Consider the following 20580-nt stretch of genomic DNA (forward strand, 5'->3'; position numbering starts at 1 on the left):
TATTGCCTGTTTCGTACATTGAATCCGCTGCGTATCGCAGTACAATTCAGCGGATTATGGGCGTTTATTTTTGCGTTTGCGTGAAAGGATGAAGATGAAAAAGAGCGTGTTATTGGGTCTGGCGGGGCTGATGTTTGTCTCCGCGTCAGCGAGTGCAGTCAGCTTTAGCGGCCAGGCCGGTAAAGATTACACTAACCTGGGTTTTGGTCTCGGTACTGAGACATCCGGCCTGGCGTTAACCGGTAACTGGACGCACAGCGACGACGACGGTGATGTCGCAGGTCTGGGTCTGGGCCTGAATATCCCTCTCGGTCCATTCATGGCAACCGTAGGCGGTAAAGGCGTTTACACCGATCCGAACGACAGCGATTCCGGCTATGCTGCAGCGGTCGGCGGCGGCCTGCAGTGGAAAATTGGCGACAGCCTGCGTCTGTTCGGCGAGTACTACTACTCTCCAGATTCGCTTTCCAGCGGCATCGACAGCTACACCGAAGCGAACGCGGGCGCGCGTTACACCATCATGCGTCCAATCAGCATCGAAGCAGGTTATCGTTACCTGAACCTCGCGGGTAAAGACGGTCATCGTGACAACGCCGTGGCCGATGGCCCATACGTTGGCGTGAGCGCAGCGTTCTAATCCCCCCCCCCGGCGCGGCGGCACCGCTGCGCCAGTTTTTCTCTTCTTAAATCCTCCGCTTGCGTTATAGTGACTCGTCCTCTTTTTATTGGAGAAAGTGATGATAACGGTTGAGATGCTGTCCACCGGTGACGAAGTCTTATCGGGGCAGATCGTCGATACAAACGCTGCCTGGCTTGCCGACTTTTGCTTTCAGCAGGGAATCCCGCTGACGCGACGCAACACCGTGGGCGATAACCTGGAAGACCTGGTAGCGATTCTGCGCGAGCGCAGTACCCAGGCGGATATCCTGATTGTGAACGGCGGCCTGGGGCCGACCAGCGACGACCTCAGCGCGCTTGCCGCGGCAACGGCCAAAGGCGAATCGTTGATTCTGCACGAAGAGTGGCTGGCGTTTATGGAGCGTTTTTTCAGCGAGCGCGGCCGCGTTATGGCGCCGAGCAACCGCAAACAGGCCGAAATCCCGGCCAGCGCCGAGCTTATCGATAACCCGGTCGGCACCGCCTGCGGCTTTGCCGTTAAGCTCAACCGCTGCCTGATGTTCTTCACCCCGGGCGTGCCGTCCGAGTTTAAGGTGATGGTCGAAAAAGAGATCCTGCCGCGCATTCGCCAGCGTTATCCGGTCGGCGAACCGCCGCTGTGCCTGCGTCTGACCACCTTTGGCCGCTCAGAAAGCGATCTCGCTCAGAGCCTGCAGCACCTTGAGCTACCGCCGGGCGTCAGCATGGGCTATCGCTCCTCAATGCCGATTATCGAACTGAAGCTGACCGGGCCTGCGGAGCATCGCGAAGCCATGCTGGCGCTGTGGCCGGAAGTGCAGAAAGTGGCGGGGGAAAGTCTGATTTTCGAAGGTACCGAAGGGCTGCCTGCGCAGCTGGCGCGGGTGCTGAAAGAGAAACAGCTCAGCCTGACCTTAAGCGAGCAGTTCACCAGCGGGTTGATTGCCCTGCAACTGTCCCGCGCCCAGGCGCCGCTGCTCGCCAGCGAAGTGGTGCCGCCGCAGGATGAGAGCTTAGCGCAGACCGCCCGCTGGGCCGCTGAACGCCGGGTGAATCATTTTGCCGGGCTGGCGCTGGCGGTAAGCGGCCTTGAAAGCGAACATATCAACTTTGCGCTCGCCACCCCGGACGCCACCCACGCGCTCCAGGTGAAGTTCAGCAATACGCGACATAGTCTGGCGGTGCGTCAGGAAGTGTGCGCGATGATGGCGCTGAATATGTTGCGCCGCTGGCTGAACGGCCGCCCGGTTGCCAGCGAACACGGTTGGATTAATGTGGTCGATTCGCTGGTGCTGTAACACATCAACGCGTCGGAGATGACCTTCGGCGCTTTTTCAGTCCAACCTGTTGTACTTGCTTTGAAATAATCTGTGCGCTATCTCTCATCTTTTCCCTTCCAAACCTCCATCAAGCTGGAATAGCCCCATCGTTTGAAGTTGCTCACAATTTAGCACCCTGACAACCGCAACACTGATTCCAGTATTCAGGATTGGAGTCCAGTATGTTGGAATTAAGTAAGGTCCCGGCGCTCACCCGCGCCATTGATATTCTCAATTTGATCGCCCGTATTGGCCCCTGCAGCGCGGCGACCATTATTGACGAACTGGGTATCCCGAAAAGCACGGCCTATCTGCTGCTGGGGGAGTTAAAAAAACAGCGTTTCCTCAGCCTGGATAATCAGGATAACTACTGCTTGTGGACTAAGCTGGTTGAACTGGCCGGTCATGCACTGAGCAAAATGGACCTGCGCGAACTGGCGCGTCCGCGCCTGACGCAACTGATGGATCAGTGCGGACTGCTCTGCCACCTGGGGATCATCGATAACGGCAACGCCTATTACATTCTGAAGATCGAATCTCCGGCCACCATCAGTGTGCGTTCACATGAAGGCAAGAGCCTGTCGCTTTATCGTTCCGGTATCGGTAAATGCCTGCTGGCCTGGCAGCCTGAGCGGGTTCAGGAGTCGATTATCAGCGAACTGTGCTGGGAGCGGGCCACGCCGACCACCATCATCACTGCTCAGCAGCTTCACGATGAACTAAAACGCATTCGTGCCAGAGGTTGGAGCTTCGATAACGGCGAGGATTATCCCGACGTTCGCTGCGTCGCCGCACCCGTATTTAACGCGAATAACGAGCTGACCGCTGCTATCTCAGTGGTGGGCACGCGTCTGCAAATCAACGAAGACAATCGTGATTACCTCGCCGGTAAGGCGATTGCCTGCGCGAAAGATATTTCACGCCTGTTGGGGTGGAAAAGCCCCTTTGAACAACAAGCCTCATAATAAGGAAAAACACCATGACCCTACCGAAAATTAAACACGTTCGCGCCTGGTTTATCGGCGGCGCTACTGCAGAGAAAGGTGCTGGCGGCGGTGATTATCACGACCAGGGCGCAAACCACTGGATTGACGACCACATCGCCACGCCGATGAGCAAGTACAAACAGTATGAGCAGTCTCGCCAGTCATTTGGCATCAACGTTCTGGGAACGCTGATTGTTGAAGTTGAAGCTGAAAATGGGCAGACCGGTTTTGCGGTATCAACGGCGGGGGAAATGGGCTGCTTTATCGTTGAAAAACAGCTGAACCGCTTTATCGAAGGTAAGTGCGTCAGCGATATCAAACTAATCCATGACCAGATGCTCAACGCCACGATGTATTATTCCGGCTCCGGCGGACTGGTGATGAACACCATCTCCTGTATCGATCTCGCACTGTGGGATCTGTTTGGCAAAGTGGTTGGCCTGCCGGTGTATAAACTGCTGGGCGGCGCGGTGCGCGATGAAATTCGGTTCTATGCTACCGGCGCGCGTCCGGATCTGGCGAAAGAGATGGGCTTTATCGGCGGGAAAATGCCGACCCACTGGGGGCCACACGATGGCGATGCGGGGATTCGCAAAGACGCCGCGATGGTTGCTGATATGCGCGAAAAATGCGGCCCGGATTTCTGGCTGATGCTGGACTGCTGGATGAGCCAGGACGTTAACTACGCCACTAAGCTGGCTCACGCCTGCGCGCCTCACAACCTTAAGTGGATCGAAGAGTGTCTGCCGCCACAGCAGTACGAAGGTTATCGTGAACTTAAACGCAACGCGCCAGCCGGGATGATGGTCACCAGCGGCGAGCACCACGGCACGCTGCAATCTTTCCGTACCCTGTCGGAAACCGGCATCGATATTATGCAGCCTGACGTGGGCTGGTGCGGCGGTTTGACCACGCTGGTAGAGATTGCCGCCATTGCTAAAGCGCGCGGTCAACTGGTGGTCCCGCACGGATCATCGGTCTATTCGCACCACGCGGTCATTACCTTTACCAACACACCGTTCAGCGAATTCCTGATGACCAGCCCGGACTGCTCAACGATGCGTCCGCAGTTTGACCCGATTCTGGTCGGCGAACCGGTGCCGCAAAACGGGCGCATTCATAAAACCGTTCTCGACAAACCGGGCTTCGGCGTTGAGCTGAACCGCGATTGCAACCTGAAACGTCCTTATAGCCACTGATCCAGCCGTGCCGTACAGCGCTGATGTACGGCCCATTTTTTGAGGATATTACGATGAGCAACACCTTGCTTGAGAGCGTGGTGAAGAAAAACCGCGCCCGTTTGATCCCCTTTATGCTGGCGCTGTACGTGCTGGCATTTCTTGACCGCTCGAATATTGGCTTTGCTAAAGAGACCTATCAGCTGGATACCGGGCTAAGTAATGAAGCCTATGCGTTGGGGGCGGGGATCTTCTTTGTGGTGTACGCCTTTCTCGGGGTGCCTGCCAACCTGCTGATGCGCAAATTCGGCGCGCGAAAATGGATTGGTTGCACCACGCTGCTGTGGGGTGTTCTGTCGGCAGCGATGGCGTGGGCGGATACCGAAGCGAAATTTCTGCTGGTGCGCACGCTGCTCGGTGCCGCCGAAGCGGGCTTTTTCCCCGGCATGATCTACCTGACCTCCCAGTGGTTCCCGCAGCAAAACCGCGCCAGCATTATGGGGCTATTTTATATGGGCGCGCCGCTGGCGCTGACGCTCGGCTCGCCTTTATCCGGCGCGCTGCTGGAGATGCACGGTTTTATGGGGCATCCCGGCTGGTTCTGGATGTTTATCATTGAAGGCCTTCTTGCCGTTGGCGCGGGATTCTTCACCTTCCTCTGGCTCGACGACACCCCGCAAAATGCACGTTTCCTGACGTCCGCTGAGAAACAGGCGTTAATCAGCGAGCTGGCCAGCGAAGAGCAGAAAAAGGTCACCTCCCGGTTGTCCGATGCTCTGCGCAATGGCCGCGTCTGGCAACTGGCGATTATCTATCTGACCATCCAGGTTGCGGTTTATGGCCTGATTTTCTTCCTGCCAACTCAGGTCGCTGCGCTGCTGGGCACCAAAGTGGGGTTTGTAGCCTCGGTAGTGACTGCGATTCCATGGGTTGCGGCGCTGTTCGGTACCTGGCTGATTCCACGCTACTCCGACCGTACCGGTGAGCGGCGTAATATCGCGGCATTCACCCTGCTGGCGGCAGCAATAGGTATTGCGGTCTCAGGGCTGGTTTCACCGGTGCTGGCGATCATTGCGCTGTGTGTAGCTGCCGTTGGTGTTATTGCCGTACAGCCAGTCTTCTGGACCATGCCGACGCAACTGCTTTCCGGTACGGCGCTGGCGGCTGGCATTGGGTTCGTCAACCTGTTTGGCGCCATCGGCGGTTTTCTGGCCCCGATTATTCGCGTTCAGGCCGAAACGATCTTCGCCAGCAATTCTGCCGGATTACTGACGCTCGCCTGCGTGGCGATTGTTGGGGGCGTTATTATTTTTTCACTGCGTGTTAATCGCACGGTGCCGCAGGCTAGCACCTTACAGCATTAATTTAAGGGATCACTATGAACGCCATTTTATCGAATCCATTTAAGGCGGGACTCTTGCAGGGAGAGGTGCAAATTGGTCTGTGGCTGAGCACGACCTCTTCTTACATGGCGGAAATTGCCGCCACTTCGGGCTACGACTGGTTGCTGATTGACGGTGAGCATGCGCCGAATACAGTCCAGGATCTTTACCATCAACTCCAGGCTATTGCTCCCTACGCCAGTCATCCGGTAATTCGTCCGGTAGAGGGCAATCGTAGCCTGATTAAGCAGGTGCTGGATATTGGCACCAGAACGCTGTTGATCCCAATGGTCGATACCGCCGAGCAGGCGAGGGATATTGTCTCTGCCACTCGCTACCCACCTGTCGGTACCCGCGGTGTTGGCGCAGGGGTGGCTCGCGCCGCGCGCTGGGGACGCGTAGAGAACTATATGGCGCAGGCCAACGACGAGCTGTGTCTGCTGATTCAGATGGAGAGCAAAACGGCTCTTGAGAATCTGGATGAGATCCTCGAAGTGGAAGGTATTGATGGCGTCTTTATCGGCCCAGCTGATTTATCAGCCTCGTTAGGATATCCGGATAATGCCGGGCATCCGGAAGTTCAGCGGGTTATTGAGCAGAGTATACGACGCATTCGTGCCGCGGGAAAAGCGGCTGGTTTCCTGGCTGTTGACCCTGAAATGGCGCAAAAAGTACTCGGGTGGGGGGCTAATTTTGTTGCAGTAGGGGTGGATACCAATCTCTATACCAGCGCGCTTGATAAACGCCTGGCGATATTCAAATCTGTGACCGAACAGCCACAAGGAAAGGGGAGCTACTAGCGTTCTCCCCTTTGCAGAGCGTTGTTTAAGCCAACGCCCGTGCCAACAGCGTAATCGGATGTTCACAGCGCTTGCTGGTGGACATCTCAATCTGCCATTTGCAGGTCTCGCAGTCGGTAATCACCAGGTCTGCACCGCTCGCTTCAATTTGCGCGAAGAGCGGTGCGCCTATCGCCTGTGACGTTGGGTAGTTCTCCGTTTTGAAACCGTAGGTTCCCGCTATTCCGCAGCATTGTGAATCCAGCACTTGCAGCTCAATACCCGGTATGCGCCGCAGCAGTTCGAGGGTGTAGAGCGACCAGCCCATCTTTTCCATATGACACGGTGTGTGATACACCACTTTTAGCGGCTGCGGCTTTAACGGCAGCTCCGCGCCATCGTCCAGCTTGCGCCACAGCCAGCGGGTCGCCAGCTCAATGTTGTCGCGCAGGTCGTGGTTATCGACGTCCAGCAGGTGCGGGTACTCATCGCGCAGCGTAAAGGTGCAGGTGGATGACGTGGCAATCACCGGTAGCTTTTTGCCGCTAATGGCTTCCCGCAGCGAGGCGACGTTGCTTTGCGCCTGGCGACGCGCTTTGTCAAAGAATCCGTTGGCAATCAGCGGCACGCCGCAGCACTTCTCTTTGCTGAGCAACTGCACGCCAATCCCCATCGCGTTCATCACTTTAATCAGGTCGAGCCCGAGCTGTGGGTGGTTGTAATTGACGTAGCAGCCGTGGAAGAACGCGACCTGCTCGGCAAACTGTGCCTGTTGGGCGGCAAGGCGGGCGTAACGGCGGCGGAAGGTGCCGAAGGAGTATTTCGGCAGGGCGCGGTGGTGGTCAATCTTGAGGGCGCTATCCAGCAACTGGCGTACCGGCTTCAGGCCGGTGGCGGCGTTGACGATGGGGGCGAACGGCGTAGATAGCGTGCCCATCAGGTCGGTATGGCTGAGGATTGTATCGCGGATCCCCGGCTTTTGCTGGCTATAGTCGGCACGGGCGCGCTGAATAATATCGCCAATTTTTACATCGGACGGGCAGGCGACTTCGCAGCGCTTACAGTTGATGCAGTATTTTAGCGCCTCGTCATACAGCCCGGCGTCTTTGCGGCGCAGGCGTTCGCCGTCCGGCCCGGCCTGTTTTGGCCCCGGATAACGCGGGTTGACGCGGCTGACGGGGCAGACGGTGGTGCAAACAGTGCATTTTATGCAGTTTTCGAAACTTTGCTGGCTCATGCTTCACCTCCCGCTAAACGGATAATCTGTGCGGCCGCGTGCAGCGCGGTGACGGCGCATACGCCACCGCCGCAGCCCTCGGCAATCGGGTCGAAGCCGCCGAGCACCGAGCCGATGGCAAACAGATTACGCATAGGCAAGCCGCGGAGCGCGGGATGCAGTTCGGCATCGACGATGGCGCCGGACTGTTGCCACGGCTGCGGCGCAAAGAAGTCATCGCGGTAGCCCGCGCTTCGCGAGGCGGGCTGCTGAATATCCAGCCCCATGATCGACTCACGAATACCGTCGCGACCGGCAGTCAGGCCATTGCTGAAGAAGCTGCCGCTGGCCAGTATCGCAAAGCGTGGACGCAGAGGAATATCGCCGTGGTTACGCGTCCAGACTTCGCGAACCTTACCGCGGTCGTGACTGATGCGCACCGCTTCATCGCCCGCCATCCAGGTGCCGCCCAGCGCAACAAACCGCCGTTGCAGCGAGGCGTGCAGCCGCATGCCTGGCACCGAAGGCGGCAGCGTCGGCAGCAACGAAAGGGTGCAGGGGAGATTATGGTTAAGCCAGTCGAACAGCGCGGTATCGCGCAGGCCAAAGCAGGCGGGCATTACCAGCGTGTCGCGCCCTTCGCTGAGCGGTAGCAGCGCCTGATGCAGCACCGACCAATGCGCTTTTTCATCCAGAACTCTAGCGATATTAACCGCGCGAAACTCGGTGGGGTTCTCGCGCAGCACATCCAGCTCCGGTAAATCGATTTCAGCGGCATCGGCGTTAAGCCCCTGCTGCTGCAGGGATTCGGCGACCAGATGCGGCTGAAAATCGAGAAACCCGCTAATGCCCACCACCCGAATGCGCCCGTGTGTAAGCGGGATAATCGGCACTTCCGACGGGCTGAGCCAGGCGGCGCGCTGGGTGCCCAGCGGGGTAATGCGCTGATGCGGCTTTGCTATATCACCGAGCATGTTCATTCCACACTCTGCCAGCAGGGTCTGCGTTTGTCGCGCGTAGCGCTGCACAAGGTTAGCGCCAATCAGGCTATAGGGGTGTTGCGGAGATTGCTCGCGCAGCGCGGCCAGCCCGCTGTCGAGGTCGGTAACCGGCTGTCCGTCGGGCAGAGCGCTGAGCAAGTCCAGCGAACCGGAAGAGAAGTGCAGTGCGCTCTGGCCTCGGCTAACAATCACCGCGCGCAGGCCCGCTTTTTGTAGCTGAATGCCGCACAGCAGTCCGGCGAGCCCGCCGCCGATAATCACGCTATCAAATTTCATCTTCAGGCTCCTTTTTCAGGCCGCACAATCCCTGGTACACCCAGCGGGTCAGTTCGCTTTCGCGCAGCGCATCGCCCCAGGCGATCGGCTGCACGCCTTTCCAGCGTTCGTTAAGGAAGGCAGAAAGCTGGGTGAGCGATTGCGCCGAGGTGGCGGCGCGATAGCGCTGGAGCAGGCCGGCGGCGCGGCAGGCGCACAGTTCGCCCTGACAGGTTCCCATGCCGACGCGGGTGCGACGGCGTAAATCCAGTAGGTTATTGACCGCCAGATTCTCCACCGCGTACTCCACTTCGCCTGCGGTCACGGCTTCGCACTCGCAGACCACACTGCGCTGCAATCGACTGTTGCCGAGCCACTCCGGTGTGCGGTCGCCGTGGCGATAGACCGCTGAACCGCGCAGCGGGGCGGGCAGGGAAATCATGCGCTGGAGCGTTTTCTCCGCCGATTCTCGGGAGCCGGGCAGTGGTGTTTGGGCGGTGGTGCAGATACCGCTGTGGTTGAGTTTGCGGCAGATAGCATCGGTGGCCCATTCCGCCATCAGGCGGTAGGTCATCAGCTTGCCGCCGGTAATGGTAATGAACCCTTCCAGCCCGTCACGCTCGGCGTGATCCAGCAGGACAATGCCCCGGCTAACGTTGCGCCCGCTGGGGTCATCGTCGCTAGCAACCAGCGGACGCACGCCGCAGTAAGCGCGAAGAATGCGGGTATTCACCATTAATGGCGATAGCTTCTCGCCTTCACGCAGCAGGATATCCACCTCATCGGCGGTGACGCGGCAGCGGTCAATTTCATCGTAATCGATATGCGTTGAGGTGGTGCCAATCAGCGAAATCGTGTCGCCGGGCACCAGAATATCGGCATCGGCGGGCGGGCGGCAGCGGTTGATCACGTGCTGGTTGATACGGTTTTCAAAAATCAGCAGCGATCCTTTCGCCGGGAACATGCGGATGCGCAGGTCGGCGTATTCGGCGATGCGCTGGCCCCAGATCCCGGCGGCGTTGACCACCACCGGCGCATGCAGCTCGCGCGGTTGCCCGGTGGTGTGATTGAGCAGACGAACGCCGCTGATGCGGTCATGATGGCGAATCAGGCCGGTGACTTCATGGGCGGTAAAAATCGCCGCGCCGTGCTCGCGCGCGTCGAGCATATTGGCGGCGGTGAGACGGAAGGGGTCAACGGTGCCATCGGGCACGCGCACTGCGCCGACTAATGCCGGGTTCACCGCGGGCTCTATCCGACGCGCCAGCGCGGGGTCGATGGCTTCGGCCTGAATCCCTGCCGTCTGGCAGGCATCCATAAAGGTGCGCTGGTAGCTGAGGTCGTCTTCGGGCAGGGTGATAAACAGCCCGCTGGTGGGCTCGATGCAGTGACGGGCGATGCGCCTCAGGATCTGGTTTTCGCTGATGCATTCGCGCGCTGATTCGCTGTCGGTCACCGCATAGCGTGCGCCGCTGTGCAGCAGACCGTGGTTGCGGCCGGTGGCGCCGGTGGCGATATCAAAGCGCTCAACCAGCGCAACCTTCAGCCCGCGCAGGGAGGCGTCGCGGGCGATACCGGCTCCGGTGGCTCCGCCGCCGATGATGATGGCATCGTATTCATTGACAGAGGCGCTGTCCATAATGTGTCCTCAATGTTCGTTTTAACAACATTAAGTCATGTGCATGGATTGTTTTGTTTGATTTCGAACATATTCGCGCATTAATCGAAAAGGGTAATGGTGAGAAATGTGCTGCGTATCGCCTTTCTTAGATCTGCCCGTCGCTGACTAACTGGTGCAGACAGTTACGCAGCATTTGCAATGGGCTACCGCTCACCGGAGGCTCGCTGGCGATAAGCGACACCTGGCGATAGAACGGCGGCTCCAGCGGCACCGAGCGCAGCGGTTGCTCCAGCGTTTTCAGGGTTAGCTCCGGCAGCAGCGCGATACCCAGCCCCTGACGAATAAAGCTCATTGCCGTGCTGGGGTGGTTAAATTCGTATTTAATGTTGGGGGTAATATGCATTCCGGCAAACAGCGACATGATGCTCATTTCATAACGCCCTTTACTGACAATCAGCGGTTCGTCGAACAGGGCGTTCAGCGAAATGGCTTTTTTTCCCGCAAAGGGATGATTATCTGGCACCACGACGGCAAAGCGATCTTTATAGACCGGGGCAACGAACATGCCTTCAACCGGAATATGCACAAAGCCGGCGTCAATATTATTGTCGCGAATCGCGTCGATAATTTCGGCGCTGTTGGCTTCGTGGGGAACAATTTTAATATTGGGATGATACTGTTCAAAATAGCGCACCACCTTGGGCAGTACGCTGGCGCAAATACTCGGAAAGCAGCCAATGCGCAGCAGGCGTTGCGGCATTTTTTTCTCCTGCTCGGCAATCTCTTTAACCGCGCTGACTTCGCTCATCAGGCGGCGAAGGTGGGACACGATGCGAACGCCTGCTGCCGTCAGCGTAATGGCTTTACGGCGCTCGCGTACCAGAATGGCGACGCCCAGTTCCTCCTCCAACGCGGCAATAGCCTGGCTGATGGCGGATTGGGTCATGTACAGTCGTTTGCCCGCCTCGGTGAATCCCCCGCATTCGAGGACCGTTAACAGCGCGCCAATCTGCGTTAGCGTCATTAGTCTTTCCTAATTAAAGTCATTAAAACGATTAATTTTACTAATTTATACCGCCTGTCTATAATTTTTTCTACGGACTGAATCACACAATCACGCACGCAATTATTTGTATTTATAATGCATTCCTGAATTATATATTCGTGATGAATGTGATAATGCGCGCCGTTTAATTAGGTTGCATATAAATGAAAGAAAAATTATGGACTAAAGATTTTTGGGCAATCACAATTATTAGCTTTATTATCTTCTTCGTATTTTATGTTCTTCTCACGCTCCTGCCGATTTATATCGCTGATAACCTCCACGCCACGGCGGATAAAGCCGGGCTGCTGGTAACTTTTTTCCTCGCCGCTGCAATTATCGTGCGCCCGTTTGCCGGGCAATGGGTGGGAAAATATTCGAACAAAACGATTCTGATGCTCTCCTCTCTGGCGTTTTTAGCGGTGACTGCGCTGTATCCGTTCTGTCATTCCATTGAAGCACTGCTTTTTATTCGCGTGCTGCACGGTATTACCTTTGGGGTGATCACCACGGTGAAGGGTACGATCTCCGCGCGCCTGATTCCTGCTTCCCGACGTGGGGAAGGCATCAGCTTTTTCTCTTTAGCCATGGGGTTGGCGATGGTTGTTGGGCCGTGGATTGGCCTGAATATGGCGCGGCATAGTGCGTTCACCCAGGCGTTCTGGATGTGTACCGTCGTCTCGGCCATTGGTATCGTGCTGTCATTGATTGTTCGCGTGCCGCCGGTTATTCGTCATGCCGATGGTTCTCAGCCAAAGCTTGGCTTCTCCGCCATGTTCGACCGCGCCGCCATGCCGTTTGCGCTGGTCACCTTCTTTATGACCTTCTCTTACGCTGGCGTTTCTGCGTTCCTCGCCCTGTATGCTCGTGAGCTGGATCTGATGGCCGCCGCCAGTAACTTCCTGCTGTGCTACGCCATTTTCCTGATGATCTGCCGCGCCTTTACCGGCAACATTTGCGATAAAAAAGGGCCGAAATATGTGGTCTATCCTTGCCTGCTGGCGTTCACTGTCGGCCTGGTCGTGCTGGGATACACCCACGGCAGCGCGTCGATGATTCTGGCAGGCGCGTTAATTGGTATTGGCTACGGTTCGGTGACGCCTATCTTCCAGACGCAAATTATCAGCTCGGTAGAGCCGCATAAAATTGGCGTAGCGAACTCGCTGTTCTTCAACGCGATGGATGCCGGACTGGCAATTGGCGCTTTCGTGATGGGGATGATGGTCGAAGGGGTAGGCTATCGCGCCATTTACCTGGTCGGGGCGCTGCTGGTGGTACTGGCGGGGGCACTGTATATCTCGCAGATGAAGCGCCGTGGCGCGATGCCGCTGGTTAGCGCACACGAGGTGCACTAACCGTTACATCTCAATCTCAATATCACCCTTTGCCCTGCAGCAGCAGGGCAAAATTTCGCCCGGCTGGATAAAGGCTAGCGGTTCGGTCAGCCAGTCAACCTGGCCCGACACCAACCGCGTGCGGCAGGAGCCGCAGTAGCCTTCGCGGCACTGGTATTCCACCTCAACGTTGTGAGATTCCAGCGCCGCCAGCAGGGAAGGGTGTTCATCCTGGCACTGTAAACGCGTGCCAGAGATGCGCAGAAAAACGCGGCTCATTAGAGCTGGAAGTCGCTGAGATCGTCAGTATTGACTTCTGAGTCAATCTGGCCGACCAGATAGGAGCTGACTTCCACTTCTTGCGGGGCAACCTGCACGTTATCGGACACCAGCCAGGTGTTGATCCACGGAATCGGGTTAGATCGGGTCTGGAACGGCAGATCCAGGCCAACCGCCTGCATACGGATGTTGGTGATGTACTCAACGTACTGGCACAGAATGTCTTTGTTCAGGCCAATCATTGAGCCGTCGCGGAACAGATAGTCTGCCCACTCCTTTTCCTGCACCGCAGCCTGTACGAACAGGTCGTAGCACTCCTGCTTGCACTCTTCCGCAATCTCCGCCATTTCCGGGTCATCCGCGCCGCTGCGCAGCAGGTTCAGCATGTGCTGGGTGCCGGTCAGGTGCAGTGCTTCATCGCGGGCGATCAGACGAATAATTTTGGCGTTGCCTTCCATCAGTTCGCGCTCGGCGAAGGCGAAGGAGCAGGCGAAGCTGACGTAGAAGCGAATCGCTTCCAGCGCGTTTACGCTCATCAGGCAGATGTAGAGTTTCTTTTTCAGCTCGCGCAGGTTCACGGTCACGGTTTTGCCGTTAACGGTGTGGGTGCCTTCGCCCAGCAGGTGCCAGTAGCTGGTCATCTCGATCAGCTCGTCGTAATAGCTGGAGATACCTTCCGCGCGCTTCTGAATCTGTTCGTTGGTAACGATGTCATCAAACACAATCGCCGGATCGTTGACGATGTTGCGGATGATGTGGGTGTAAGAGCGCGAGTGGATGGTTTCAGAGAACGCCCACGTTTCAACCCAGGTTTCCAGTTCCGGAATGGAAATCAGCGGCAGCAGCGCGACGTTCGGGCTACGGCCCTGGATGGAGTCCAGCAGGGTTTGATACTTCAGGTTACTGATGAAGATATGCTTTTCGTGTTCTGGCAGCGCCTGGTAGTCGATACGGTCGCGGGACACGTCAACTTCTTCCGGACGCCAGAAGAAGGAGAGCTGCTTTTCAATCAGTTTTTCGAAGATGTCATATTTCTGCTGGTCGTAGCGTGCCACGTTGACCGGCTGGCCAAAGAACATCGGCTCTTTGAGCTGATCGTTTTTCGTCTGTGAAAAAGTGGTATATGCCATTGATGTCAATCCTGTCTGGAGAGTAATGCCGGATGGCGGTTACTTACCTGCTTACAATATCATCGCAAATAAATCCGTACACCGAATAAGGTTTTGGTCGATACGGAAATCAAAGGCCGGGTCAGCGTGTCGCTGCCCGGCAATCGTTATTAGATCTTACAGGCGCCGCTTTCGCAGCCGTCATCCTGAATGGAAGGCGCCAGATCGTCCTGTGCATCTTCCGCACCGTCACGGGTGTTCTGGTAGTACAGGGTCTTCACGCCAAATTTATAGGCGGTGAGCAGGTCTTTCAGCAACTGCTGCATCGGGACTTTGCCAGATGGGAAGCGCGTTGGATCGTAGTTGGTGTTGGCAGAGATCGACTGGTCGATAAACTTCTGCATGATACCCACCAATTGCAGATAACCGTCGTTGTTCGGCATCTCCCACAGCAGCTCGTAAGCGTTGTGCAGGTGTTCGTAGTCCGGCACCACCTGGCGCAGGATACCGTCTTTCGACGCTTTGATGCTCACGTAGCCGCGCGGCGGCTCGATGCCGTTGGTGGCGTTGGAGATCTGCGAAGAGGTCTCGGACGGCATCAGGGCAGAGAGCGTGGAGTTACGCAGGCCGTGGGTCTTAATGGACTCACGCAGCGTTTCCCAATCCAGATGCAGCGGCTCGTTGGCAATCGCATCCAGGTCTTTCTTATAGGTGTCGATCGGCAGAATGCCCTGCGAGTAGGTGGTTTCGTTGAACCACGGGCAGGCACCTTGCTCTTTCGCCAGCTCGTTGGAGGCTTTCAGCAGGTAGTACTGAATAGCTTCGAAGGTCTGGTGAGTCAGGTTGTTGGCGCTGCCGTCGGAGTAGCGCTTGCCGTTTTTCGCCAGCCAGTAGGCGTAGTTGATAACGCCGATCCCCAGCGTACGACGGCCCATTGCGCCACGTTCAGCGGCTTTAATTGGGTAGTCCTGGTAGTCCAGCAGAGCATCCAGTGCGCGCACTGCCAGCACCGCCAGCTCTTCCAGCTCGTCCAGGCTTTTGATAGCGCCCAGGTTGAAGGCGGACAGCGTACACAGGGCGATTTCGCCGTTTTCGTCGTTAACGTCGTCCAGCGGCTTGGTCGGCAGGGCGATTTCCAGGCACAGGTTAGACTGGCGCACTGGGGCAACAACCGGGTCAAACGGGCTGTGGGTGTTGCAGTGGTCAACGTTCTGGATGTAGATACGGCCGGTAGAGGCACGTTCCTGCATCATCAGGGAGAACAGTTCGACCGCTTTCACGCGCTGTTTGCGGATGCTGTCGTCGTTCTCGTATTGGGTGTACAGACGCTCGAACTCGTCCTGGTCGGCGAAGAACGCATCGTACAGGCCTGGGACGTCGGATGGGCTGAACAGGGTGATGTCGCCGCCTTTCAGCAGACGGGTGTACATCAGCTTGTTGATCTGTACGCCGTAGTCCATATGACGCACGCGGTTGCCTTCCACGCCGCGGTTGTTTTTCAGAACCAGCAGGCTTTCGACTTCCAGGTGCCACATTGGGTAGAACAGGGTGGCCGCACCACCGCGTACACCACCCTGGGAGCAGGATTTAACCGCCGTCTGGAAATGCTTGTAGAACGGAATACAGCCGGTGTGGAACGCTTCACCGCCGCGAATCGGGCTACCCAGCGCACGAATGCGACCGGCGTTGATGCCGATACCGGCGCGCTGGGAAACGTATTTCACGATAGCGCTGGAGGTGGCGTTGATGGAATCAAGGCTGTCGCCGCACTCGATCAGTACGCAAGAGCTGAACTGACGAGTTGGGGTACGCACGCCGGACATAATCGGCGTAGGCAGAGAAATTTTGAACGTGGAAACGGCGTCGTAGAAGCGCTTCACGTAGCTCAGACGGGTTTCACGCGGGTAGTTCGAGAACAGGCACGCAGCCACCAGAATATAGAGGAACTGGGCGCTCTCGTAGATTTCGCCGGTGACGCGGTTCTGTACCAGGTATTTCCCTTCCAGCTGCTTCACGGCAGCGTAGGAGAAGGTCATGTCACGGTCGTGAACAATGAACGAGTCCATCTGCTTGAACTCTTCTTCCGTATAGTCTTCCAGCAGATGATTGTCGTATTTACCCAGGTTAACCATGTGTTTGACATGGTCGAACAGTGCCGGTGGCTCAAACTGGCCGTAGGCTTTTTTGCGCAGGTGGAATACCGCCAGGCGCGCGGCCAGGTACTGGTAGTCTGGTGCTTCGCTGGAGATCAGATCTGCGGCTGCTTTGATGATGGTTTCATGGATGTCGGACGTTTTAATCCCGTCGTAGAACTGGATGTGTGAACGCAGTTCGACCTGAGAAATCGAAACGTTGTGCAGCCCTTCGGCGGCCCAATCCAGCACGCGATGAATTTTGTCGAGGTTAATGCGTTCTGTGCGGCCGTCACGCTTAGTCACCAGCAGACTCTGATTCATGTGATTTTTACCTGTCCGTGAAAAGGAAAATATCCCCTGATTTATCCACAATTGCCGTTGTAGCAAAACCTGTGGATAAATACTACATGTAGGGGTTCGTTGATTAATTAAACGCTATATGGTGAGTATTCTAGTCTGGATTCTTTTGAGCACAAGGGTTGATTTTGGCGTTAACTTGAGGTTGATAAAGGGTAAAAAAGGTGAAGTCCACGGCACGTAAGGGCTGGCGGGAATGTCAATAATTTGCAAAAAAAAATGAAAATTTGATCGAGTGCTGATTTCTTCGTCGAAGGGGGAAATTGCGCAATATGATGTAGCGCAATTTTAACGTAGACGCCCCCCATGATTGGTAGGCGACACGTAGGCCGGATAAGCGCAGGCCATCCGGCATGGGGTGTTTACTCTGCTTTTGCGGTGGTGTGCAGCATATAGTTAACGTCTACGCCCGGTGCCAGCTTAAAGCTGTTGGTTATCGGGTTGTAATGCAGGCCAATCATGTGGCGCTCTTTCAGCACGGTCTGGTCAACCCAGCTCAGCAGCTCGGCAGGCTTGATGAATTTCTTCACGTCGTGGGTGCCTTTTGGCACCATGCGCAGAATGTACTCCGCGCCAACCACCGCCATCAGCCAGGATTTGCCGTTGCGGTTGAGCGTGGAGAAAAAGACCTGCCCGCCGGGCTTCACCAGTTGGGCGCAGGCTTTCACCACCGACTGCGGGTCCGGAACGTGTTCCAGCATCTCCATACAGGTGACCACGTCATACTGCCCGGCGTGCTTTGCCGCATGCTCTTCGACGGTTTCCTGCACGTAGTCGACCGGAATACCGGTTTCCAGCGAGTGCAGCTTGGCCACCTGCAGCGGCTCGAAGCCCATATCCAGGCCGGTGACCGTCGCACCTTCACGCGCCATGCTTTCGGCCAGAATGCCGCCGCCGCAGCCGACATCCAGCACTTTTTTGCCAAACAGGCCGCCGGAACGTTCGGCGATGTAGCCCAGACGCAGCGGGTTAATGCGGTGCAGAGGTTTAAATTCCCCCTCCAGATCCCACCAGCGTGACGCGACGGCCTCGAATTTGGCAATCTCTTCGTGGTCTACGTTGTGCGCTACCGCAGCTTTTTCGGCATTCATGGCTGTTCCTGCTCCTTATTTCGTTATTGAGAGCGAGTATATCAGTACCACGGTGTGAATAAAGCGTTCGCGGGGTGCTAATGGGTTTACCTGTCTTTACGCTAATGTGTTATAATTTGCGACCTTTGAATCCGGGAATACAGTAGAGGGATAGCGGTTAGATGAGCGACCTTGCGAGAGAAATTACACCGGTCAACATTGAGGAAGAGCTAAAGAACTCTTATCTGGATTATGCGATGTCGGTCATTGTTGGCCGTGCGCTACCGGATGTCCGAGATGGCCTGAAGCCGGTACACCGTCGCGTACTTTACGCCATGAACGTATTGGGCAATGACTGGAACAAAGCCTACAAAAAATCAGCCCGTGTCGTGGGTGACGTGATCGGTAAATATCACCCGCATGGTGATACTGCCGTCTATGACACTATCGTCCGTATGGCACAGCCATTCTCGCTGCGATACATGCTGGTAGATGGTCAAGGTAACTTCGGTTCTGTCGATGGCGACTCCGCCGCAGCGATGCGTTATACGGAAATCCGTATGTCGAAAATCGCCCATGAGCTGATGGCCGATCTGGAAAAAGAGACGGTAGACTTCGTCGATAACTACGACGGCACCGAACGTATTCCAGATGTAATGCCGACCAAAATTCCTAACCTGCTGGTTAACGGTGCCTCTGGTATCGCCGTAGGTATGGCCACCAACATACCACCGCACAACCTGACGGAAGTGATCAACGGCTGTCTGGCATATGTCGACAACGAAGACATCACCATCGAAGGTTTGATGGAACACATCCCAGGCCCGGATTTCCCGACTGCCGCCATCATCAACGGCCGCCGCGGGATTGAAGAAGCCTATCGTACCGGTCGTGGCAAAGTGTACATTCGCGCCCGCGCGGAAGTCGAAGCCGACGCCAAAACCGGTCGTGAAACCATCATCGTGCATGAAATTCCGTATCAGGTGAACAAAGCGCGCCTGATCGAGAAAATCGCCGAGCTGGTAAAAGATAAACGCGTTGAAGGCATCAGCGCGCTGCGTGACGAGTCTGATAAAGACGGTATGCGCATCGTGATTGAAGTGAAACGCGACGCGGTCGGGGAAGTGGTGCTGAACAACCTCTACTCCCAGACCCAGCTGCAGGTCTCCTTCGGTATCAACATGGTTGCTCTGCACCATGGTCAGCCGAAGATCATGAACCTGAAAGAGATTATCGCTGCGTTCGTGCGTCACCGTCGTGAAGTGGTGACTCGCCGTACCATTTTCGAACTGCGTAAAGCGCGTGACCGTGCACACATCCTGGAAGCGCTGGCCGTTGCGCTGGCGAACATCGACCCGATCATTGAACTGATCCGTCGTGCGCCAACCCCAGCCGAAGCGAAAGCGGGCCTGGTGGCACAGTCGTGGGAACTGGGCAACGTTTCCGCGATGCTGGAACGTGCGGGTGATGACGCGGCGCGTCCAGAGTGGCTGGAACCTGAGTTTGGCGTTCGTGACGGTAAATACTACCTGACCGAACAGCAGGCACAGGCGATTCTGGATCTGCGTCTGCAGAAACTGACCGGCCTTGAGCATGAAAAACTGCTCGACGAGTACAAAGAGCTGCTGGAACAGATCGCTGAACTGCTGCGCATTCTGGGCAGCGCCGAGCGTCTGATGGAAGTGATCCGTGAAGAGCTGGAACTGGTTCGTGAACAGTTCGGCGACGCGCGTCGTACTGAAATCACCGCTAACAGCGCCGATATTAATATCGAAGATCTGATCAGCCAGGAAGATGTTGTCGTCACGCTGTCTCATCAGGGTTACGTCAAATATCAGCCGCTTACCGATTACGAAGCTCAGCGTCGTGGCGGTAAAGGCAAGTCAGCTGCTCGTATTAAAGAAGAAGACTTTATCGACCGCCTGCTGGTGGCCAACACCCACGACACGATCCTCTGCTTCTCCAGCCTTGGTCGTCTGTACTGGATGAAGGTTTATCAGCTGCCGGAAGCTAGCCGCGGCGCGCGTGGCCGTCCGATCGTCAACCTGCTGCCGCTGGAAGCGAACGAACGTATCACCGCCATCCTGCCGGTACGCGAGTACGAAGAGGGCGTGAACGTCTTTATGGCGACCGCCAGCGGTACCGTGAAGAAAACGGCGCTGACCGAGTTCAGCCGTCCGCGTTCTGCCGGTATTATCGCGGTGAACCTTAACGAAGGCGACGAGCTGATTGGCGTTGACCTGACCTCCGGCTCCGATGAAGTCATGCTGTTCTCTGCCGCCGGTAAAGTGGTGCGCTTTAAAGAAGATGCCGTCCGTGCCATGGGTCGTACAGCGACCGGCGTACGCGGTATTAAGCTCGCGGAAAAAGACAGCGTGGTATCGCTGATTGTTCCACGCGGCGAAGGCGCAATCCTGACCGTGACCCAGAACGGCTACGGTAAACGTACCGCTGCTGAAGAGTATCCGACCAAGTCGCGTGCGACGCAGGGCGTTATCTCTATCAAAGTCACCGAGCGTAACGGCTCCGTGGTGGGCGCGGTGCAGGTCGACGACTGCGACCAGATCATGATGATCACCGATGCTGGTACGCTGGTGCGTACTCGCGTGTCGGAAGTCAGCGTGGTAGGGCGTAACACCCAGGGCGTTATCCTCATCCGTACTGCGGAAGATGAAAACGTGGTGGGTCTGCAGCGCGTGGCCGAGCCGGTTGATGACGAAGAGCTGGACGCTATCGACGGTAGCGTGGCGGAAGGCGATGATGATATCGCGCCGGAAACCGACAGCGATGACGACGTCGCGGACGATGCTGAAGAGTAATCGTTGAGCAACGTTGAGAAAGGGCCGGTGAAAACTGGCCCTTTTTTATGCTTGTTGCA

The 20580-nt window shown here is 56.5% G+C and carries 16 protein-coding genes; 8 read left to right on the forward strand and 8 right to left on the reverse strand.

Annotation, left to right across the window (positions count from 1 at the left end; all coding sequences use genetic code 11):
• Window positions 1-94: 94 nt before the first annotated feature.
• The 6 genes from V6940_RS00715 to yfaU all read left to right on the forward strand — a co-directional run bounded on the left by V6940_RS00715 (window position 95) and on the right by yfaU (window position 6301).
• Window positions 95-637 carry a YfaZ family outer membrane protein gene (locus V6940_RS00715; RefSeq protein ID WP_333494459.1) on the forward strand — a complete coding sequence of 181 codons (543 nt, stop codon included), beginning with the start codon at window positions 95-97 and terminating at the stop codon, window positions 635-637.
• A gap of 100 nt (window positions 638-737) precedes the next feature.
• A complete protein-coding gene (locus tag V6940_RS00720) occupies window positions 738-1934 on the forward strand; it encodes a nicotinamide mononucleotide deamidase-related protein YfaY (protein WP_333494460.1) in 1197 nt (398 codons plus the stop codon).
• Between the two features lie 203 nt (window positions 1935-2137).
• Entirely contained in the window at window positions 2138-2920 is a 783-nt protein-coding gene (locus V6940_RS00725) for an IclR family transcriptional regulator (RefSeq protein ID WP_333494461.1), read from the forward strand.
• Window positions 2921-2934: 14 nt separating this feature from the next.
• Entirely contained in the window at window positions 2935-4140 is a 1206-nt protein-coding gene (rhmD, locus tag V6940_RS00730) for an L-rhamnonate dehydratase (RefSeq protein WP_333494462.1), read from the forward strand.
• A 53-nt stretch (window positions 4141-4193) separates the two neighbouring features.
• Window positions 4194-5483, forward strand: a complete 1290-nt coding sequence (locus V6940_RS00735; protein ID WP_333494463.1) for an MFS transporter — start codon at window positions 4194-4196, stop codon at window positions 5481-5483.
• A gap of 14 nt (window positions 5484-5497) precedes the next feature.
• A complete protein-coding gene (gene yfaU / locus V6940_RS00740; RefSeq protein ID WP_333494464.1) occupies window positions 5498-6301 on the forward strand; it encodes a 2-keto-3-deoxy-L-rhamnonate aldolase in 804 nt (267 codons plus the stop codon).
• Window positions 6302-6326: 25 nt separating this feature from the next.
• Here the strand turns inward: yfaU and glpC are convergent, their stop codons facing one another.
• From glpC to V6940_RS00760, 4 genes are all read right to left on the reverse strand, one after another.
• Window positions 6327-7517, reverse strand: a complete 1191-nt coding sequence (glpC, locus tag V6940_RS00745; protein ID WP_333494465.1) for an anaerobic glycerol-3-phosphate dehydrogenase subunit GlpC — start codon at window positions 7515-7517, stop codon at window positions 6327-6329.
• On the reverse strand, window positions 7514-8773 hold the full coding sequence (gene glpB, locus V6940_RS00750; RefSeq protein ID WP_333494466.1) for a glycerol-3-phosphate dehydrogenase subunit GlpB: 1260 nt from the start codon (window positions 8771-8773) through the stop codon (window positions 7514-7516). Before glpB ends, glpC begins: the two co-directional genes overlap by 4 nt.
• Window positions 8763-10391 (reverse strand): anaerobic glycerol-3-phosphate dehydrogenase subunit A, encoded by a 1629-nt coding sequence (gene glpA, locus V6940_RS00755; RefSeq protein WP_333494467.1) that lies wholly within the window; start codon window positions 10389-10391, stop codon window positions 8763-8765. Before glpA ends, glpB begins: the two co-directional genes overlap by 11 nt.
• A 127-nt stretch (window positions 10392-10518) precedes the next feature.
• On the reverse strand, window positions 10519-11397 hold the full coding sequence (locus tag V6940_RS00760; protein WP_333494468.1) for a LysR family transcriptional regulator: 879 nt from the start codon (window positions 11395-11397) through the stop codon (window positions 10519-10521).
• Between the two features lie 185 nt (window positions 11398-11582).
• Between V6940_RS00760 and V6940_RS00765 the strand changes: the two genes are divergently transcribed.
• Window positions 11583-12773: an MFS transporter gene (locus V6940_RS00765; RefSeq protein ID WP_333494469.1), complete on the forward strand. Its 1191-nt coding sequence runs from the start codon at window positions 11583-11585 to the stop codon at window positions 12771-12773.
• Between the two features lie 3 nt (window positions 12774-12776).
• On the opposite strand, the gene yfaE is transcribed toward V6940_RS00765, so the two are convergent.
• The 4 genes from yfaE to ubiG form a co-directional block, all read right to left on the reverse strand.
• Window positions 12777-13031, reverse strand: coding sequence for a class I ribonucleotide reductase maintenance protein YfaE (yfaE, locus tag V6940_RS00770; RefSeq protein WP_035892620.1), 255 nt, complete (start codon window positions 13029-13031; stop codon window positions 12777-12779).
• A complete protein-coding gene (nrdB, locus tag V6940_RS00775; RefSeq protein ID WP_035892621.1) occupies window positions 13031-14161 on the reverse strand; it encodes a class Ia ribonucleoside-diphosphate reductase subunit beta in 1131 nt (376 codons plus the stop codon). The genes yfaE and nrdB overlap by 1 nt, the downstream gene beginning before the upstream one ends.
• Before the next feature lie 149 nt (window positions 14162-14310).
• A complete protein-coding gene (nrdA, locus tag V6940_RS00780) occupies window positions 14311-16596 on the reverse strand; it encodes a class 1a ribonucleoside-diphosphate reductase subunit alpha (protein WP_185666860.1) in 2286 nt (761 codons plus the stop codon).
• 398 nt (window positions 16597-16994) lie between these two features.
• A complete protein-coding gene (gene ubiG / locus V6940_RS00785; RefSeq protein WP_185666861.1) occupies window positions 16995-17723 on the reverse strand; it encodes a bifunctional 2-polyprenyl-6-hydroxyphenol methylase/3-demethylubiquinol 3-O-methyltransferase UbiG in 729 nt (242 codons plus the stop codon).
• 161 nt (window positions 17724-17884) lie between these two features.
• On the opposite strand from ubiG, the gene gyrA reads away from it, so the two are divergent.
• On the forward strand, window positions 17885-20521 hold the full coding sequence (gene gyrA, locus V6940_RS00790) for a DNA topoisomerase (ATP-hydrolyzing) subunit A (RefSeq protein ID WP_333494470.1): 2637 nt from the start codon (window positions 17885-17887) through the stop codon (window positions 20519-20521).
• Window positions 20522-20580 lie beyond the last annotated feature (59 nt).

Origin of the sequence: Kluyvera sp. CHPC 1.251 (assembly GCF_036759945.1) — a bacterium.
Lineage (GTDB): Bacteria > Pseudomonadota > Gammaproteobacteria > Enterobacterales > Enterobacteriaceae > Kluyvera > Kluyvera sichuanensis.